Origin of the sequence: Paenibacillus hemerocallicola (assembly GCF_006265175.1) — a bacterium.
GTDB classification, from domain to species: domain Bacteria; phylum Bacillota; class Bacilli; order Paenibacillales; family NBRC-103111; genus Paenibacillus_AB; species Paenibacillus_AB hemerocallicola.
In genome coordinates, this window is record NZ_VDCQ01000007.1 from 95,081 (window position 1) to 114,564 (window position 19,484).

General features: G+C 53.5%; 16 protein-coding genes. 3 read left to right on the plus strand and 13 right to left on the minus strand.

Annotated features, from left to right (window positions below; all coding sequences use genetic code 11):
- Nucleotides 1-16: 16 nt before the first annotated feature.
- From FE784_RS07205 to FE784_RS07230, 6 genes are all read right to left on the minus strand, one after another.
- Complete coding sequence (locus FE784_RS07205) at nt 17-1,327, minus strand: ABC transporter substrate-binding protein (protein ID WP_139601466.1); 1,311 nt, start codon at nt 1,325-1,327, stop codon at nt 17-19.
- A 30-nt stretch (nt 1,328-1,357) separates the two neighbouring features.
- A complete protein-coding gene (locus tag FE784_RS07210; protein ID WP_139601467.1) occupies nt 1,358-2,812 on the minus strand; it encodes a sulfatase family protein in 1,455 nt (484 codons plus the stop codon).
- A complete protein-coding gene (locus FE784_RS07215) occupies nt 2,730-3,563 on the minus strand; it encodes a hypothetical protein (RefSeq protein ID WP_139601468.1) in 834 nt (277 codons plus the stop codon). The genes FE784_RS07210 and FE784_RS07215 overlap by 83 nt, the downstream gene beginning before the upstream one ends.
- A gap of 138 nt (nt 3,564-3,701) precedes the next feature.
- A complete protein-coding gene (locus tag FE784_RS07220; protein ID WP_139601469.1) occupies nt 3,702-4,565 on the minus strand; it encodes a carbohydrate ABC transporter permease in 864 nt (287 codons plus the stop codon).
- A 104-nt stretch (nt 4,566-4,669) separates the two neighbouring features.
- A complete protein-coding gene (locus FE784_RS07225) occupies nt 4,670-5,569 on the minus strand; it encodes an ABC transporter permease (RefSeq protein WP_139601470.1) in 900 nt (299 codons plus the stop codon).
- An 87-nt stretch (nt 5,570-5,656) separates the two neighbouring features.
- Entirely contained in the window at nt 5,657-7,237 is a 1,581-nt protein-coding gene (locus tag FE784_RS07230) for an extracellular solute-binding protein (protein WP_176706016.1), read from the minus strand.
- A gap of 82 nt (nt 7,238-7,319) precedes the next feature.
- Here FE784_RS07230 and FE784_RS07235 point away from each other — a divergent pair, with 82 nt between their 5' ends.
- On the plus strand, nt 7,320-7,628 hold the full coding sequence (locus tag FE784_RS07235) for a hypothetical protein (RefSeq protein ID WP_139601472.1): 309 nt from the start codon (nt 7,320-7,322) through the stop codon (nt 7,626-7,628).
- Here the strand turns inward: FE784_RS07235 and FE784_RS07240 are convergent.
- The 3 genes from FE784_RS07240 to ggt form a co-directional block, all read right to left on the minus strand.
- Nucleotides 7,621-8,673, minus strand: a complete 1,053-nt coding sequence (locus tag FE784_RS07240) for a response regulator (RefSeq protein ID WP_176706017.1) — start codon at nt 8,671-8,673, stop codon at nt 7,621-7,623. The genes FE784_RS07235 and FE784_RS07240 overlap by 8 nt on opposite strands.
- Complete coding sequence (locus FE784_RS07245) at nt 8,645-10,498, minus strand: cache domain-containing sensor histidine kinase (RefSeq protein WP_139601474.1); 1,854 nt, start codon at nt 10,496-10,498, stop codon at nt 8,645-8,647. Before FE784_RS07245 ends, FE784_RS07240 begins: the two co-directional genes overlap by 29 nt.
- Before the next feature lie 296 nt (nt 10,499-10,794).
- Entirely contained in the window at nt 10,795-12,387 is a 1,593-nt protein-coding gene (ggt, locus tag FE784_RS07250) for a gamma-glutamyltransferase (protein WP_176706018.1), read from the minus strand.
- A gap of 473 nt (nt 12,388-12,860) precedes the next feature.
- Between ggt and FE784_RS40700 the strand changes: the two genes are divergently transcribed.
- Together FE784_RS40700 and FE784_RS07260 are read left to right on the plus strand one after the other, a co-directional pair.
- Entirely contained in the window at nt 12,861-14,339 is a 1,479-nt protein-coding gene (locus FE784_RS40700; protein WP_176706019.1) for an NAD(P)/FAD-dependent oxidoreductase, read from the plus strand.
- A 41-nt stretch (nt 14,340-14,380) separates the two neighbouring features.
- Entirely contained in the window at nt 14,381-14,989 is a 609-nt protein-coding gene (locus FE784_RS07260; protein ID WP_139601476.1) for a TetR/AcrR family transcriptional regulator, read from the plus strand.
- A gap of 213 nt (nt 14,990-15,202) precedes the next feature.
- Here the strand turns inward: FE784_RS07260 and FE784_RS07265 are convergent, their stop codons facing one another.
- Genes FE784_RS07265 through FE784_RS07280 form a run of 4 tightly spaced genes read right to left on the minus strand, consistent with a single transcriptional unit; the run spans nt 15,203 to nt 19,467 of the window.
- Nucleotides 15,203-16,231 (minus strand): Gfo/Idh/MocA family protein, encoded by a 1,029-nt coding sequence (locus tag FE784_RS07265; RefSeq protein ID WP_139601477.1) that lies wholly within the window; start codon nt 16,229-16,231, stop codon nt 15,203-15,205.
- Nucleotides 16,232-16,255: 24 nt separating this feature from the next.
- Nucleotides 16,256-17,287 carry a Gfo/Idh/MocA family protein gene (locus tag FE784_RS07270; protein ID WP_139601478.1) on the minus strand — a complete coding sequence of 344 codons (1,032 nt, stop codon included), beginning with the start codon at nt 17,285-17,287 and terminating at the stop codon, nt 16,256-16,258.
- A 54-nt stretch (nt 17,288-17,341) separates the two neighbouring features.
- Complete coding sequence (locus FE784_RS07275) at nt 17,342-18,694, minus strand: LLM class flavin-dependent oxidoreductase (protein WP_139601479.1); 1,353 nt, start codon at nt 18,692-18,694, stop codon at nt 17,342-17,344.
- Between the two features lie 35 nt (nt 18,695-18,729).
- Nucleotides 18,730-19,467 (minus strand): sugar phosphate isomerase/epimerase family protein, encoded by a 738-nt coding sequence (locus tag FE784_RS07280; RefSeq protein ID WP_139601480.1) that lies wholly within the window; start codon nt 19,465-19,467, stop codon nt 18,730-18,732.
- Nucleotides 19,468-19,484: the final 17 nt, after the last annotated feature.

A 19,484-nucleotide genomic window follows, 5' to 3' on the forward strand; every position in this document is an offset into this window, starting at 1 on the left:
GCATATGTCCTCGCCTTTATTGCCGCAGCGCCTCTTCGATTTTTTTGTTCGCCAGCTCCTCCGTTTCACGCAGCACGGTGTTGATGTCCCGCCCCTCTTGGGTGATTTTCGTAATGGACGGAAGAAGCTGACCGCGGGCGATAACCGCGTACTTGTCGGTATAGCGAAGAACGGCCGGTGTGCCGTAAAAAATGGCGTTTACGTTTTTGCCCTTCAACGAGTTCAGGTTGGCGCCGAAGCTTTCTTTCATCTTCGGATCTTTCAAAACCGTCTTCCGTCCGCGCTTGTTCATCTCCAATTGCGTTTCGTCGGAGGTGACGACCTCCAAAACTTTCATGGCCGCATTTTTGTTTTTGCTGGCGGACGAGAGCAACAGCATGTGCAGCTGCGTTTCCGCGACCGTTTTCGGGTTATCCTTGAATACCGGGAAGGTGGTCAAATCCCAATTCATCGGATTTCCTTGATTATGCAGCGTCTCCAATTCGCCTAACCGGGCCCCGAAGTCGGCCATCATCGCGATTGTCCGGTCCCGATTGAACGTCGTAATGTTGTTGCCCGTCACCTGATTGCCCGGAATATCCCAAACGGCTTTATACGTTTGAAATACCCGCGCCCATCCGTCCCCCGTCAAAGTCGCTTTTTGCGTTTTCGGGTCGTAATACGGCAATGACGCCTCGCCGGCCATCAGGTTTAAGCCGCCCGGGTAAAAGCCGTAATATTGTTGTCCGTTTTCGACCCGGGTCAACCTTTTGCCCAATTCCGTCATTTCTTCCCATGTTTGGCCGTCCTTCGGGTAAGGTACGCCGAATTTGTCGAACAGGTCTTTGTTGTAAAACGTCGCGGAAAAGTTGACCGATAGCGGAATCGCATAAAATTCGCCTTTTTCGCCGAATGCTTTGATCGTTTCGACCGCGAACGGTTCCAGACGGTTCAAATCGAAGTTGTTCTCCTTCAGGAGGCTCGTCAAATCTTGAATCGCCTTCAAATCTTTGAACGTGTTCAAACCGAGCGATTCCGTAAACACAAGGTCCGGCAATGCGCCGCTCGCCACCAAATTTTGCGGCGTTTTGTCTTTGTCGGCGCGAACGAGCTCTACCGTAATATGGGGGTATTTCTTCTTGACCGGCTCGGCAACGATAGCTTGAAACTCCTCGTCGGTAATGTTGGCGCCTTGCTGAAACACCGAAACGGTGACCGGCTCCGGCTTGGTTTCCGTCGCGGCGGCCGAAGTTGACGGCGCTTTGTCGCCGCCGTCGGCGCTGCAGCCTGCGCTCGTCAGGATGATCGATCCGAGCAGCAAAGGTATCCATTTTTTGTTCGTATTCATCGTGTCATCTCCAAATCGATCGTTTTTTCGTTAATGCAGCCGGTAAGGAGGCTGGATCGGCCACCATCTCGGGCCTCGCATGCTTTTCGTTTTGTATCCCGTCGTCCGATACGTGCTTCGCAAAATCCAGCGGAGCAGCGCTTCCTTCAACTCTTGCTTGACGGCGACGAACTCGCTTCGATGAAATAAGTTGTTCAATTCATGCGGGTCGTGCTGCAAATCGTACAGCTCCCCGTTCTCCTCCTGGCCGGTATAATGGACGAGCTTGTATCGGCTGCTTCGCACCATCGTCAAGTAATTGTCTTCGCAGAACACGTAACGCTCCGGTTCAGGCGGCCTGCCTTGCGTATACCCGAGCAACGACTTTCCTTCCATATACGGGGGAACCGGCACGCCCGCCGCCTCCAGCAAAGTCGGGCCGATATCCATTAAGGAAACGAGATCGTCGACTCGGGTCCCATCCTGTGAGGAGCTATCCCAGACGATAAGTGGCACGTTGACGACCGAATCGTACATCAGCCACTTGTACGGCAGACGGTGATCTCCGAGCATATCGCCGTGATCGGAAGTGAAAATGACGATCGCATGCTGCAAATATCCGTTCTCCTCCAAGGCGTTCATGATCTCGCCGATCTTTTCGTCGATGGTCGTCACTTTGGCATAATAGTGCCGCCTCATCTCCGTCATCTCGTCATCGGAAGCTCCGGCCATGTCGATCGTGCTTTCGTGCTTGATCCGGTAATGCAGCCCTTGATGCGCCAGATGCTGCGGCGGCTTTCCGTCCAATTCCCCATCTTTCCAAACCGCGGTCGGAACGTTCCGATTTTTGTACAGCTCGTAGTGCCGGGGCAACGGATCATACGGCTCGTGGGGCCCGGTAAAGCCGATTTGCAAAAACACGGGCTGCTTCGGCCGATGCCTTTGAATCCAGGCTAGCGCGGAATTGCCGATAAATACGTCGGAATGCAAATGTTCGTCCAAATGCCAAGGCACACCTTGATGTTTGGCATGCCAGTCCGGATCGGTCAAATGTCTGTCCTGCGGCCTGTTCTGCTTGTTCAAGGAAAGATGGCGCCCCCACTCGTCGTCGCTTTTTCCGAGTTCCGCGAACCTAGAGGTCGGATTTTCCACGATAACCCGTTCGTGAAATCCCAATCGTTCGTCGCGAGGGCAAACATGCATTTTGCCGATATTGACGCAGTGATAACCCGCATCGGCCAAATCGTGCACCCACGATCGCTGATGGGACCAGTCATTAAAGCCGTATACCCCGGTATTGTGCGCGTACATGCCCGTAAACAGCGCCGAGCGCGACGCGACGCAGGTAACGCCGGAGCAGAAGGAGCGCGTGAAGCTGATTGCGCGCTCCGCCAAACGGTCCAGGTTGGGCGTATGCATATGGCTATAGCCGTGAGCCCGTATCGTGTCCGCCCGCTGCTGATCCGTCATAATGAGAATCAGATTCGGTTTGTCCGTTTGCTGCATCGTGCCCGTCTCCCTTCTCCTCCCGGTCCGCTTTCAGGACCTTTTGCTTGACCGGATCGTCGCCGGGAGCGCGTTCGATAAACCACCATGTGACGTTAACGATGGCGCCTGCTTGCTGGGCGAGCTCGACTGTCTTGATAAACGATCCCATCCGGTTTTCGTTGCCCGGGTCAAAGTTGACCGGAGATAAAAAGATGCGGCTCAGCCCCGGCTTCAGCGCTTTAACTTTCGCTTCGACGTTCGCCGCTTCTTTCGGAGGCTCGTTGCCGGTAAATCCCCTTGCCGGGTCGTTCAGCGCGGTATACAGATGCATGTTGAACTGATTTCCGTATCCTTGGAAGTCGGACACCGCCGTTTCGTCCGGTTTTACCGCAAACTCGGTTACTGCGGTTTCTCCCTCGAGCACTCCCGTGCTGACGCTTTGCGCGGTCTGAACGAGCACTTGTACGTGAACGCCGGTTGGCAGCGGTATGTCTCCGAGCTCGATAAACGCCTTGCCGCCTGGCGCGGGTACATCATTGTAGTTGGTCACGGTCTGTAACTGTCCGTCCTTGCCGAACAGCTTCACTTGAACTTTTTTCAATACGCTCGGCGCAGTCACCCGATCGTTCGCGGGCTCGACGGCGATATACAGCTTCGAACGATGACCTTCACGCAGCGAATGGACTTCGAGGGTAAAATCCTTCTCCCTTTCAAGGGCGGCGCCCGTTTCGTTCGGAGCCGCATTGGCGCCGCCCGCGAGCGAAATCATGAGAATAACGGCCGATAAAGCGGTAACCAGAACATCTTCTTGTAAACAATTGCCGACATAGGTCGTTTCCCTCCTTCATCATGATCGTTCCTTTCAAGAGGCTTCCGCGGGTCGCGGGCGAATCCCCCCTTCGATGCGCTATTCTTTTAACGACCCGACCATGGCGCCCTTGACGAAATATTTTTGCAAAAACGGATACAAGAGGACGATCGGCAGCGTCGCGAAAACGATGATGCCCGCCTTCATCGTCTCGGGCGTAATGTTCAGCTCGTTCATATGGCTGAACTCCGCCGAATCTTCGCGAACGATGAGACCCCGCAGCACGATCTGGATCGGATACAGCTCTTTGGAGCGGATGAAGATGAGCGCCCCGAAATACGCGTTCCACTGGCCGACGGCATGAAACAGACCGATCGTTGCAAATACCGGCAGCGACAGCGGGACGGCGATTTTGCCGTATATGCCGAATTCGCTGCAGCCGTCGATGGACCCGGCGTCGAATAGTTCCGAAGAGATGCCTTGAAAAAATGTCTTCATGATAATGACGCCGAACGCCCCGATCGCTCCGGGAATGATGAGCGCCCACAACGTGTCCGTCATGCGCAGGAAGTCGACGATCATGAAATGCGGAATGAGCGGCGCGGAAAAGATGAAGGTGACGACGACGACCTTCAAAATGAGACGGCGTCCGGGCATGTTGGGCCGGGAGAGCGCGTACGCCATGGTGGACGTGAAAAACAGCGAGAATAAGGTCCCCGTCACCGTAATGTAGACGCTAACGCCCATCGCGCGCCAAAGGCTCGCTTGGCCGAAAATTTCTTTATATACGTTCAAATTCCAGCCTTTCGGCCATAAATACACCCGATTCGCATTCACGAATTCCGTACCGCTGAGCGACAGTGCCAGTACGTGGATCATGGGAGCCAGCATCAGAGCGCCGGTCGCGATAAAAAACAAATTGTTAATGACGTGAAATATTCGTTCCGATTTGTAGATGGGCATTGCCTTTCACCCCGATCGTACGGTTGAATCCGGACTTTACTAAATGGGTTAACCTTCGCGCCCCCGCAAGCCGAATCGAAGCATGCCTTCCCTTTGCTTGGTCTTCAGTAAATGCTTTCGCCGGTCATCTTTTTCGACAATCGGTTCAAGCCGACAACGAGAATCAAGCCGACGATCGATTTGAAAAAGCCGATTGCGGTCGTATAGCTGAAATGCGACTCCAGCAGCCCGACCCGGTATACGTATGTATCGATCACTTCTCCGACGTCCCGGACGAGCGGGTTCAGGAACATGAGCACTTCTTCGACTCCGGTGTCGAGCAAGTTTCCGATCCGCAGCAGAAACAGCACCACGATGGCCGGCACCAAGGCGGGCAGCGTAATATGCGCTATTTGTCTCCATCGGTTCGCCCCGTCCATCACGGCGGCCTCGTACAAGTTCGGGTTGATGCCGGCCATGGCGGCCAAATATATGATCATTCCCCAACCGACTTCTTTCCAGATGGCCGACCAGACGATGACGCTGCGAAAATAGACGGATTCCTCGAGAAACGGAATCCGTTCGACGCCGAACCAGGTTAAGATGTCGTTCAAAATGCCTTCCGTGTCGAGCAGTCTGATGAAAATGCCGCCGACGATGACCCACGACAAAAAATGCGGGAAATACAGGACGGTTTGCACCGACCGCTTGAAAACGGCGTGACGTATTTCGTTCAGTAGAAGGGCGAGAACGAGCGGAGCGGGAAATCCGAACAAGAGACGGTATAAGCTGAGAACGACCGTATTCCATAAAATGTTCGCGAAATCCTCGTACTCGAACATCGTGACGAAATGTTTGAAGCCGACCCACCGGCTGCCGGATATGCCCCGGAACATGTCGTAGTCCTGGAAGACGATCACGTTTCCCAGCAGCGGGATATATTTGAAAACCAGAAAGTGCAAAATGCCCGGAAGCGCTATGATCAGGAGTGCCGTTCGCGGGTCGGACATCCATTTTTTCAGCATGGGAACCACCTCTGCCGCACCTGGGAACCCCAATGCATCCGTTTGTGCCAATTAAGCGATTCACTTCAGGAGCCCCGACTATTGCGCTTATTTCTTGCCGTTCTTGTTGTACCATTCCGTCGCTTGCTTGACGGCTTCGTCACCGCCGCGTTTTTTCCAATCGGCGACAAACTTGTCGAACGCGGCGTCCGGTTGTTCTTTGCCGGTAACGACTCTGGAGAACATGTCCATGAACAGGCTTCCTCCGGCATAACCGAGCTCCGGCTTCGTTTGCAACACCTCGGGCAGTTCCATGTTGATGCTCGGGTCGTCGTACATGTTTTTCGCCGTATAATCGGTTCCCCGCTTGAGCACGCTCGGATCGACGATTCCGGCTTTTTCGATCACCCGGATGTCCATCCGGGAGTCTCCGGACGGGTTGATCATCGTTTCCACGAACGTCTTCTCTTTTTTGTTCATTTCATTGTTGCCTTCCCAGTTGATTGCGCCATTCTCTTCCGTGTAGTTGCGCCCTTTGATTCCGAACGCGAAAAAGTCGGTTTTCTTCTGATCGTTCGAGTACGTCCAGTCCATAAACTGCACGAATCGCTCGGGATGCTTCGTCGTGGACAAGACCACGTGCACTTTTGCGATGCCCAGCCCTCTGTAACCAAGGTTGAATGTGCCCGATTCGTCCCGGAAACCGGGAAGCACGTCGACGACGCCTTTTTTGCTCGCGAAGCTGTCTTTGCTGAACCCCGCCAGTTGGCGCAAGTCGGTTTGCCAAGTCGCCACTTTGTCATTCAATATTTCGTTTGACCAATCCGCCTGCTTGGTCGTAATCCAGTCCTTGTTCATATACCCTTTGTCGTAAAGCAGCTTGTAAAATCGGATCGCGTCCTTCATCTTCGGATTGATAATGTCCGGAATGAATTGGCCGTTGACGACATGCCAAACGCCGGGAAACAGATCGAAGGCCGCGAAAAAGATTTGGCTCTGGCCTAAATCGGAACGGGCGATAAAGCCTACCTCGTCGTTAGGGTCGCCGTTACCGTTCACATCCTCGCGCTTGACCCTCTCGAAGAAAGCCAAATAATCGTCCAGCGTTTCCGGCTGCTTCATGCCCAGTTTGTCCAGCCAGTCTTTGCGCACGAGGAAGGCGCGAGGGTCGAGCGGTGTAAGCATTTTCGGTATGCCGTAAATTTTGCCGTCCTTGCTGACCCGCGGATTTTTCCATATGTACTCGGGAATGTTCTTTTTCAAATTCGGACCGTATTGATCGATCAGGGCGGTCAAATCCGTAAAAACGCCGTTTTCCACCGCCGTCGGATGCCCTTTGTCGGTAATGGACGTCGTCGCGATTACTTCCGTCACGGCTTTGGAGGCGAACCGGACGGTTACCTGCTGTGAAAAATCGGCCGCCGGCAAAAACTCGTAAGCGATTTGCGTAGGTTTGCCGCTATGCTCGCTGAACAATCTGGACATTTCCTTGTAGAAGATGTCATCCTTCATCGCCTGTTTCGCATAAGACTCGCCGCCATCGTTGTTGAGGATCGTGAACGAGGCGGATTCGCCCGAATCCGTCGGGGCATCGCCCGCTTTGGCGTTCCCGCTATCCCCGCATGCCGTCATGATAGCGGCTGCGCCTACCAGGACTGCGGGTACCCAGCCATGCTTTTTCGATCGCATTGCAATTCCCCCTCTCATCGGGTTTTAAGCGTTTCTATTCATCTACTCGTCTTCATCGTAACGAATCGCAGGAACGATAAATATGGCCGATTTTGCAATATTATTTCATTTTTTGCTCCATCAAAAAGAGCTCCGGGCTATCGACCGGGAGCTCTCGCCGTACAGCTATAACCATGCGGATAGCTTCGTGTTATCCAGACTTCCATTTTGCTTCGGCCGCTTTTCGGTCGAACAGCACGCCGATTTTTGCCATTTTCAAAAAGAACCAACCGCCCTTCGGAGTTCATTCCATTTCATACTACCTTTTGCGGCGGGCCGGTATGGTTTTATTAATAAGATTATGGATAATTCCGACATGCGAAGCGAACCGACTTTTGCACGCTTTACGTAATTCCCAGGTTGCTCCGGTACTCGCTGGGGGAAAAGCCGAACGTCTTTTTGAATACTTTGGCGAAGTGGGCGTATTCGCTGAAGCCGGTTGCATGGGCGACCTCGTATACTTTAAATGAAGGGTTTGCCAGCAGCTCCACCGTCTTTTCCATCCGAAGGCGCGTGATGTATTGGATGCAGCTTATCCCCATTTCTTGACGGAAGCATTTGCTGAAGTAAGTTGCGGACATCCCGACGGCGTCGGCGATTTCGCCCAACGAAAGCGTTTCGTTTCCATAATGGTCCTGAATATAGTCGAGTGCGTTGCGAATCGAACGATGAGAGCCCCAGTTGCGCACTTTTCTAATATCTTCCATCGATTCGCTCAGAAGCTTGCGAATATGCTGACCGAAGTTTGCCGATTTGGCCATCTCCTGGAATTCGGGGTATTGCTCCATGCCGAGCTTCCCGTCGCTTAATTGTTTAAATTCGGCATTGACGAGCGTCAGCCACTGCATCGCATACTCGGACGACCTCGCGGTATCCGGCTCCCGGCCGAGCGAATCTTCCAAAGCGTCCACATGCTCCCATACGTGATCCTCATGCAAAAACCAAACGGACTCGGCCAGCTTTCGAATCGACGATTTGCGGTCGGCCAGCCACGTTTGCATCTCCACCCTCTCTTTCAGCTTATTCTCGTGCTTCTGATAGACGCGTCGCAAAGTAAGCGCCACTTCATGGGGGTCGACAGGCTTCAGCAAATAATCGGTAACCCCTTGCTGCAGCGCTTCCCGAAGATAGGCGTAATCATAATATCCCGATACCATGACGATTTCCGTCTGATAACCGCGTGCGCGAATTGCCCGGGATAATTGCATTCCGTCCATGACGGGCATGCGGACGTCGGTAATGACCAGATCCGGCATCAACTCTTCGATCTTTCCAAGCGCTTCCAATCCGTTGTCGGCCATGCTCACGACCCGGAGCTGTCGAAGCTCTTTCTCGATGATTTTCATAAGACTGCGTTTAATCGGAGCTTCATCGTCTACGATCAGGATGTTCATCATCGGTTTCCTCCAATGGAAGAGTGAGTTCGATTTCGGTACCGGCTCCGTCCGGGCAGGCGACGCGCAGCCCGTATGAAGGCCCGAAAGCCAAACGGATCCGGCTATGCACATTCCACATGCCGATATGAGGTTCTTCCCCGTGACGGAGCGAGTTTTCCGGCAATCCCTTATCGTCAGCGGCAAAGCGGGCGTTCAGCCATTCCGCCGTTTGCGGGTCTATTCCTGCGCCGCGATCGATTACTTTTAATTGATAACGGTTTTCCTCCGCATGGCCCTCGATCCGAATCCACATCGTATTGCTCTCCCTGTTTTCGAAGCCGTGTTTGAAGCAGTTCTCGACGATCGGCTGCAGCACGAGACGAACTGCCGGCACTTTATCGACCGTTTGCCCGTCGAATTGTGTTTCGACAACGAGTCCGGGGAACCGCTCCCGTTGTATGCTCAAATACGTTTCCAAATGCTCCAGCTCTTCCGCAAGCGACACTTTGCTTTTCAGATCGTGCAGGTTGTAGCGGAACATTTTGGAAATGGCGACGATCATCCGGCTGACCTGATCGACCCCCGCCTCTATAGCGTAGGAGTTAACCACTTCCAGCGTATTGTACAAAAAATGGGGATTGATTTGGGACTGCATCAGCATAAGCCGTGACTCCATCTGTCTGAGCTCCATCTCCTTCTCCTTCAGTTTGGCCAAATGGACGACTCGGACGAGCCGATTGATCTCGTCGACCATACTGTTGAAGCTGCGGTATAGATTCGCGATTTCCAGAGTGGGATGATGGACCGGAGCGCGGACTTCCAAGTCGCCGCTCTCGGCTTTTTTCATAAGAAATTGCAACGATCGGATGGAACGGGTCAGGACGAACAAAATGGTACACATGACGGCCAACGCCAGTAAGACCAGGAGAGCGCCGATTAGAACGGTCATCGTGCTCAAATTGTTCAGGTTGCCTACCAGCTCGTCCACCGATACCCGGTTGGCAACTTCCCAGTCGGCGACGTCCAGCCTGTTGTATACCGTTAACGTTTTACCGTCCGCGGACTGGTCGATTCGCGAATCCCGGCCGGAAATAAGCGGTATCGAAGGAAAATTTTCTTCCATCGGCTTGCCCCACGTATCCGGATCGGCGCTATAAATGATTTCTCCTTCATCGTCGTACACCCACAGCTGCCCCGATTGGCCCAGTGACATTCGTTGAATCAGATCGGCTATGATCCCGTACTTGATATCGACGATGAGCATGCCTTCCGAACGGTAGCTCGCGTTGTTGATGAGATTGCGGACAATCGTCAAAACCGGCGTTCCGTCGATCCAACGAATCCCTTTGATCGAAAATTTGGCCCCGATCTCATTGCTTTTCGAGTATCGGTTATACGCCTCCAGCGCGCTTTTATAGCTGAAGCTGCTCGCCACGAGCCCGTTGTTCCCCACGATGGAAACATTGAAGATATCGGCCCGATTGGACAGGAGATGCAAAAAAATATCGTTCGAGGCGCGTTGCGTAAAATCGTATTGGTCGTATTCGTCGTACGTCTGTTTCGACAAGTACGTTTTGAGCAGTTGCGAAGACAGCACCGAAGATGTGGTAACCTCCAACTGCTCGAAGTAGGAGGCCAGATGCCCGTTCATGAAATCGACGAGCTGCCGGCCGTGCTCCACCGCTTTCGTTTCGATCATGCGGCTCGCTTGATTGTACCAATACACGCCGGAAATAAGGAACGGAATGCAGAAAAAGCAAACGATCAGCACAATCATTCGCTTGTAAATCGAGTATGATTTGCCTTGACGCCCACTGTCTCGTTCAGGCTTCTTATTGCTGTCCATTGTCGTTACACCGCCCGGGTTCTTATACTTGCATTTCTTTGGCGCGGAACAAGTAACAAAAGACGATTCCGGATCGCATGCTAACGGTCCGCTACTCCTAGAAAATGCAAAACGAGAGGGATTTCCAACTTTCCCTCTCGTCTATCCATCATGGTATAGGCGCCTGGGCCGTCAACAAAATTTGCAATACCGTTTTTAGAGAATAAGCCTATCCTCCCCCTCCTTGGAGAACGTTCGACTCTTCCATATGATCTCGGTTTCTCACTTATGAGGCCGTCAACTTCAGTCCTATGCCGTTATCGCCATGCTACCTTCCCGGGACTGCGTGTATCGCTTGCCCCGTGCGCCGATCCGGTCTCCAGGTTAAACTCGATGCCCTGTAAAATGCCGATTGACGGCTTGATTTCCACTTCGTGTCCCAACCGGGTAAGCGCTGCCGCCAATTCCTCATCGCCCTCTTCTACCCAGACCGGCTCCCTCGTTTCCACATGAAACCGAGGTTCCTTCAATGCATCCGGCAAGCTCAAGCCCAAGTCGATCACCCGTGTTAGCACGGTATAGACCGAATTGACGATCGTCCGGCCTCCCGCGGCTCCGAGCGCCAGCGCCGGATGCCCATTTTTCATGGCAAGTACGGGCGACATATTGTGCAAGGGCTGCTTGGACGGACCGACAGAGTTGGGCCAGCCAGGTCGCGGATCGAAGCGGGACATCCCATGGGGCAAAACGATGCCGGTACCCGGAACCGCCAATAAAGAGCCGAATGCTTCCCCGTGAGTGAGAGTCAAGGAAACGACGTTTCTATGCCGGTCTGCGGTTACGAGGTGTATAGTGCCGCCTGACGGATGCGGAGCGATAATCCGACCCTTCGAGGGCTTTTTCAACCCTTCCGCCACTTCGTTCCGCAGCTTTTGGATCAGCTCTTCTCCCAACTCATATTCCGTCAGACTGCCGGTTATTTCGGGGTCGCCATACTTTGTCAGCCGTTCCCGGAAAACCGCCTTGGCCGTCTCGGTCAGCAAGTGAAGCAGCTTTGCCCCGCCCTGGGTCCCGGCTACATCGAACCCTTCCAATACGCGCAGCGCTTGAAGCACCGTCAGCCCCCCGGCCCCTAGCGGCGGTGTGAACACCTCGTAATCCCGATACCCGGTATGTATCGGCTGTACCACCTTGGCTCGATAAGCTGCCAAGTCGTCAAGGGTAACGATCCCGCCGTGACTTTGGACAGTATCGACAATGCGCCGTGCTATTTCGCCTTCATAAAATGCGGAAGCTCCGGCTTCGGCGATTCGCTCCAAGGTATCAGCTAACTCCGGACAACGGAGAATCTCCCCTTCCCGAGGAGGTCGTCCGTCTATGGAGTAGAGCCGATAGATCTCGGGAAAATCATCAACCTTTGCGGCAAGCAAGCCGGTAACCGTATTGGCCAATGCCGAGCTAACAGGGAAGCCTTCCCGGGCAGCCCGAATCGCCGGCTGCAGAACCGCGTTCAACGGCAAGGAGCCAAACTTTTCCTGAGCCAGTACCAGCCCGGACACCGTGCCCGGTATGTCGACGGATAAAGCGCCTCGCGAGTTGGCCTGGCCCGGCACTCGGGTACGGCCATCCGCATCTTGCTCCACCGCAAACATATTTTCCCGGGCGGCGGCAGGTGCGCGGCTGTTGAAGTCGACCGCCAACACTTGGTTTCGTTCGGCGCAATAAAAAATCATAGTGCCGGCATAGCCCGCGATCCCACAACTGCTCGGGGTTACCACGGTATGGGCAAAAGCGGCGGCAACGGCGGCGTCAATGGCGGAACCGCCGGCTTCCAATACGGCAAGCCCCGCATCGGCTGCGAGCGGGTGGGGCGATGCAACGATCCCGTATGAAACAGATGCAATAGTCAATTCAGACTCTCCTTTTTTCAACGCAGCCGGTAAGTCGGCTCTTCGGCTGTCAACGCTGACCGCGCATTATTTTATTACTGGTCGTTCGGTACGTGTTTCGCTTATGTTCCCTGAATTTAAAAAAACAAAAAAAGACAAAACGAACCGAAGTCCGTCTTGTCTCTAGTTATCTAGTTGACATCGACTTATCATATTGAATTACTTGGATTTAAAAGGATACTACCACTTCGCACATAATCGTGTCAACAAAATTATTATTCCTTTCGATCCTAAAGGGCGATTACGGCATGCAACGGCAGTTCATTGAACGAGGAAGGAGCTATTGCACCTCGGGACTACTCCCCGTGGCCAGAAATTTTCAAAAGGATTGACAGTACGAAATAAATGGATTATCTTATGAATGAATGGTTCATTCTTAACGTTTTTGGAACTTAGAAATACGAGCCGTAATTAAATTAAGGAGGAATAACTTTATGAACATGGAACGCGCTATTATTATTGGCGGGGGTATCGCCGGACTGCTTGCAGCGAAGGTGCTTTCTGGATTTTATGGTGAGGTTGTGATCGTGGACCGAGACGCTTTTCCTCAGGAGCCTGAAAACCGTCCCGGAACACCTCAGGCCTTCCAGCCTCACCGTTTTACGCCTCGCAGCAGTTTGATTCTAAACCGTTTATTCCCTGGAATTATTGATGAGTTAATCAAAAACGGAGCTCACCCCACTCGTGGGAAAACCACACATCTCTCCAACCCTTACGGCCGAATGATTGCAGTCGAACAAAAACACGATGCTTCGTTCAGCAGAGCCTTGTTCGAATGGGTCATGCGCAGCTATATAAGGGGTATAGAAAATGTTCGTTTGCTTGGATTAAATGAAGTGACTCACCTTCAAACGTCCGAGGATCGTTCGCGGGTAACCGGCGTTGTAATCAGGGAGCGTATTTCAGGTGAACGTCAGCAATTCACGATGACGGCAGACCTTATCATCGACACCAGCGGCCGATTCTCCAAAACCGTTCAATGGCTCTCCGAGCTCGGTTACGAAGTGCCGCAGCCTGAGCGATTAAAGATATCTCTGGGTTACAGCACTCGACGTTATCACATCCCTGCTGGGCGCAAGAAAGAGTTGGATGTGATTCGCATGGAAGGAGATCCTCTCGCAACGACACACGCAGGCGCGTTTTCAATCATTGAAAACGATATAGCAGAAATGGTACTCTGGAACTTAAATGGTCGGTATCCCTCCACCGATCCGGCGTTATACGAACAAGAAATTCGCCAATTAGGGAACCCATTATTGAATGAAGCACTGAAAGGACTGGAACCGATCGGGCAACCGCGTGGTTTTCGGGTATCGGAACTGTTCAGGCAGCATTTCGAACAGATGCAGCGATGGCCGTCCGGTCTACTGGTCATGGGAGACGCCTTCTGCCAACTTGATCCTGTTTATGGTCAAGGAATGACACTCGCGGCGATTGAGGCGGAAATCCTTGAAGCATGCTTTCACCATCAGTTGAAACACCCCAAACCTCAATTCGAGCTCGATGTCCTTCAGCGGATGCAGGAGAGCATCGAGACGGCCTGGTGGTTAAATGTTGTATCTGATCTGCGGTGGCGAGGCGTGGAGCATATCGGTAAACAGCCGATTCAAGGCTTGACGTTTGCGCAGAACTATTTCGATCATGTCCTCAAATGGTCTACGGAACATGCCAATTACGACATATTCGGATTATATTGGCTTGTTAACTCCTTGTTCTTATCCCCGCGAGATTTGTTTAGTGCGAATATGGTTACATCCTTGCTGGCTGCAGGCGGTTCCGGCGAAGCTAAGCAATGGTTAGACCGATGGATTGAGGAGTCGGATCGCCCGCTGGATGAACGACTGTCAGAAACGATCCCTTCATTTAAGGGAGCAACCTTCGCAACCATGGATCAACTTATGTCAACATCATGATTATATTTCGCAAATAACTATTAGAAAGGAGTGCCTAACCGGTGTCGCCATTATCTGAAGAACAGTTGATTAAACGGCGAGAAACTCAAAGACAGCGAATCGTAGAGGCAGCCTTAAAGGTATTTGCCGTCCGCGGCTTACATGGAGCCAAGATGAGCATGATCGCCGAAGAAGCCGAATTGAGTGCGGGCCAGCTCTACCGCTTTTTCGAATCGAAGGAAGAGCTGTTCATCACCCTGATCCGGCAAGTTGCCAAGGAAACTACGATGGAGAGGATCAACGATCTCCCTGGTTCCCCTTTTGACAAACTTCGCAGCTTTACCGCAAGCATTTTGAAGGAGGAAAGCGCGCAATATCCCTTCAAGCTGATTCAGCACGCGAATAATGCTGAAGATGTGCCGGATGAAGCTAAACAACTGCTGCAACATTTTTCCGTGAAGCGCTATATTGAGCAGTTGCTTCCTTTGTTCGAGGAAGGGCAGCAGATTGGGGATTTTGCACAAGGCAATGCCCGCAAGCTCATCTCCGCTTTTTTGACCATGTTGTCCGCATTGATCACACTCAACATGCCAATCGATGACGATCATCAACTGCCGGATGCGGATATGCTCATGCGGATTGTAGCGGGTCCGCGCTTCCAAGATCGCTAATCGGAACGCTACAGAGAGAGAGGACACACCTTTAACACCGTTCTCAAAGGTATTTTCTTGTCGTCCGGGCTATACCACCTGGACGATTGGGCTTAGAGTAAGAAAAAACGGTACTTACCAGTTTTTTGCCCATGGCTGCCGATACCAAATAAGGCCGCCAAATCGATTTGGCAGCCTCGTCTTATTTCATATTAGCGAAGAAATGCTGGAATTTCATTCGATGGTTGATCCGAAATCTATCACTTCCCCCGTTTCGATCGACCGGAAGATGGCTAGCGTGAGCGCCAGCACATCTTTGCCCGCCTCGAAGCCGACAGGAGCGGGCTTTCCTTCGTTCAGCGCGTCGACGAACAGCCGGAACTGCTCGTTATGTAGGGAGGCGTACGACTCCAGATGCAATTCGGAAACCTGGTCTCCGTCGTAAAACGTCAGCTTGGCGGCGTTGTTATTGAAGCCTCCCTCCAGCCCTCCCTTTGGTCCGTACAGACGGTCGACATGAGCTTTCAATTTGACCCCGGGAGGCAATCCCCATGAAACGGTAAATATTCCGACATCGCCTGTTTCGTACTCGATCGTCACTTGAGCCGTATCATAGGCGAGCTTCGCGATGTGGGCGAGTTCTTCGCGGTCTTTCGCCAATAGTTGGCCGCGGGCGTACACCGTTTTCGGTCGGGAAGCGAACACGGTTTGCCACATGATGTAATAGTGACAGCCCAGGTCCATAAGTGGCCCGCCGTTGCCGTCGGCATCGTGCATCACCCGCTTCGGGCGTATTTGCGCAAGCGAATCGTTGTGAAAAATGACGGGCCTTCCCAATCTGCCTTCCTGCACGTATTGCCTGGCCGTCTGGACTCCAACGGACAAATTCCGCTGGAGGCCGAGTCCAAACTGAACGCCGGCCTTGCGTACGGCCTCTTCCATATCGGCGACTTCCCGAAAATTTCGGGCCAAAGGCTTTTCGCAAAATATATGCTTGCCTTGTTCGGCGGCAAAGATTGTGACCGGCGCGTGAAGCGCGAGCGGCAGGCAAACCGATACGATCTCTACGTCACGATCGACGATCGCCTCCTTATAGTCCTGGTACACTTGCTTCACATTGAACTGCGTGGCCAACTCCCGGGCCCGCTGCAGATCGATATCCGTAACGGATACAACCTCGTGCCCGGCCAATTGCCAGCCTTTGATATGCTGCTTCCCCATATCTCCCGTGCCGATAACGGCAACCTTCCAAATTTTACTCATACCTTTCCCTCCAATGCCTCCGGATTAGGGTCCAACATAAACGACCTTTTTGCCTATGATAGACTGCTGAGCAGCCAAGCTCAGCTTGACGGCCCAAAGACCGTCTTCCCCGCTGACGCTCGGTTTCTCGCCTTTTCCGACAATTTCCGTGAAGTTGGCGATCTGGTATTCCAGCTCGAACAATTCGCCCGGCATTTCGGAAACTTCCAGCTCGTGACGCCGCTCTCCGTCGTAGTATTCAAGCTGGAACTGCGGGTCGCGAATTCGGTCGGACGAGCCCAGCCATTTCGCTTTCAACACGCCTTCCGTTCCGATAAACTCGCCCGTCAAGTAGTGGCCGTATGCGGCCAACGTTTGGTTTACCGTGGCAAATCCGCCTTTTGAAAACGCGATGCCGGTGGCGATATTTTCGTACAATTGATCGGCTTCCGTGCCCGCATCCCGGGAATTGCCAAGCGCGTACAGGGTAACCGGGTGTTCCCGGTCAGCGAAATACCAGCGGACCAAATCGTAAAAATGAACCGGCTCCTCCAAAATCCAGTTTCCGACCCGGCTCGCATCCATGCGCCATCCTTCGGAGCCGTTCCGGTAAGGAAAACGGGACAAATGCACATGGGCCGTTTTCAGCGTGCCGATTTTCCCCTCCCCGATAAGGGCTTTTACTCGTCCCCACAACGGGGAGAAGCGTTGCTCGAAGCCAATTTGGATCATCCGTCCCCGTTTGGCCGCCTCGTCGATCAAATCTTGACATTCCTCTACCGTCAACGCCATCGGCTTCTCGAGCAAAATGTGCTTCCCGGCCTTCAGCGTCGCCAGCGCGATTTCGTGGTGCTTGTAATTCGGCACCGCGATGTCGACGACATCGATATCGTCCCGCTCCAGCAGCTTCGTATAATTCGTATAGACGTCCGTCCCTAGCTCGGCCTTTGCTTTATTCGCCGATGCTTCCGATGAAGCCGCGACAGCGACTAGTCGCGCCGACGGCGTCGATTGAATCGTCCTTGCATGATGGCTGCCCCATGCGCCATATCCGATAAGGCCATACCGTACCGTCACTCGATGGCACCTCCCGATGGATGAATCTTGTTATTGTCGAACCGGCCTGCACGCTCAAAAGCGTGGCCGCCCGGCAGGCCATGGCAAACCCAGATGTTCCCGCAATGTACAGCCTTCGTATTCCGTTCGGATCAGCCCCCGGTTTTGCAGCTCGGGCACGACGAGCTCGACAAATTTGTCCAGACCGTCCGGCAAGTATGGCGGCATGAGGTTAAATCCGTCGCAAGCCCCCGCCGCAAACCAATCCTGCATAAAGTCGGCAATTTGCGTCGGCGATCCGACGACTTTTCGATGCAGACGGCTTCCTCCGTAAAATTTGCCCAGCTGTCTGAGGGTGAGCGCATCCGACTTTACCAGCTTGGCGATCAGTTTAAGCCGGCTCTGCATGCCCGTCACGTCGTGAAGCTCGGGAACCGGGCCGTCCAGCGGATGTACGGACAGATCGTAATTGATTTGGTCGGACAAAATGGCGAGGCCGGCAATCGGGTCGGCATATTCCGCGAGAAGCGCTTCCGTGTCCCGGGCCTCGGCTTCGGTCTCACCGACGATCGGCATTAGTCCCGGCATCACCTTGATCGAATCGGCGGAGCGGTCGTAAGCGGCTGCACGGGTTTTCATATCCGCATAAAACGTGCGGGCCCCTTCCAACGAGGGTTGGGCGGTAAAGATGACCTCGGCTGCGTGCGCGGCAAAATCCCGCCCCGTGTCCGACGATCCGGCTTGCACGAGAACCGGCCTCCCTTGCGGCGAACGGGGTACGTCCAACGGTCCGCGTACCGCGAAGTGACGGCCGCGATGATGCAGGTACCGGATTTTATCCGCATTCGCGTATATACCTGCTTCTTTATCGAATACGAAAGCATCCGCTTCCCAACTGTCCCATAGCCCGTTCGCGACTGTGACATATTCCTTCGCTCGTTCGTAACGGACATCGTGATCCGGTATGTGATCTTCGCCAAAATTGCGCGCCTCGTTGTCGCTTGTCGACGTTACGATGTTCCAGGCCGTCCGACCGCCGCTCAGCCAATCCAACGAAGCGAACTGGCGCGCCACATGAAACGGTTCGCTGAAGCTTGTCGACACGGTGGCGGCCAAGCCCACCTTTTCCGTCACGCCGGCCAAAGCGGCGATCAGCGTAAAGGGATCGAGATGCGCCGAGTGCAGCGATCGTACGGTTGCGCGAAAGTGGTCGCCGTATCGGTCAGGAATGCCGTACCGGTCCGAAAAAAACACCATATCGAATTTTCCGCGTTCGGCCGTACTTGCCAATTGCTTGTAGTAGTCCAACTGAAAAAAACGGTCGGTGGGCGACGCGGGATGACGCCAAGCGCTCGAGTAGTGACCCGCGCCGTCGAGAAAAACGCCAAGATGAAGCCGTCGCGTACGATCTGGACTCGCGTGACTCATGGTTTACCTCCCCTGGGCAACGATCCGGCAGTAAATCAGAAGCCGAAATGATTGCGCAAATAAGCTCTGCTGATGGTCGCGCTCTCGGTAGGGTCTTTGTCGGTATCGTCCTGCTCCACCGTCCACCATGGCAAATTCAAGGCCGACACGCGCCGAAGCGCTTGCGGCAGATCGATATCCCCTTGTCCGAGCTCCTTCCATGCCCCGCCTGACGTCGAATCTTTGACGTGCACATAGCGAATATACGGAGCGTAACGGTCGATAAACTCGACGGGATCGCGTCCGGCTCTCCATACCCAGGCCAAATCGGCGGCAAGAGGAACCCCGTATTGTCCGGTCAACTCGTCGAAAAACGAGGGGTACTCGAATTCGCCAGCATGGTTGTGGTAGCAAAAGGTTACTTGGCTTGCGGCGCACGTCTCCGCGAGCTTGCCGGCAAGCTCGAACCAACGACCGTACTCCTTCTGCTTGCCGAAGCTGACAAGCAAGTAGGACGTGCCGAGTACGTTCATTTTGTCGAGCAGTTCCTGCAACCCGATGCGCTTATCCGCAAGCGGATCGAAATCTTTCAGATTGGCGTGCAGCCCGACAAGCTTCAGCGGCACGGTCGACATGTACGTCCGCAGCCCCTCCATATCGTCGAGTAGCGACCACCGGCTCTCTACTCCCGCATAGCCGCATTGCAACGCTTTAGTGAAAATATCCGGATACGTTTGATGGAGGTTGGCCAATCCCCATATTCTGGCCTGAATGGCGATTTGCGGCGTTGTCATGGTTGTTTGCTGCGCTC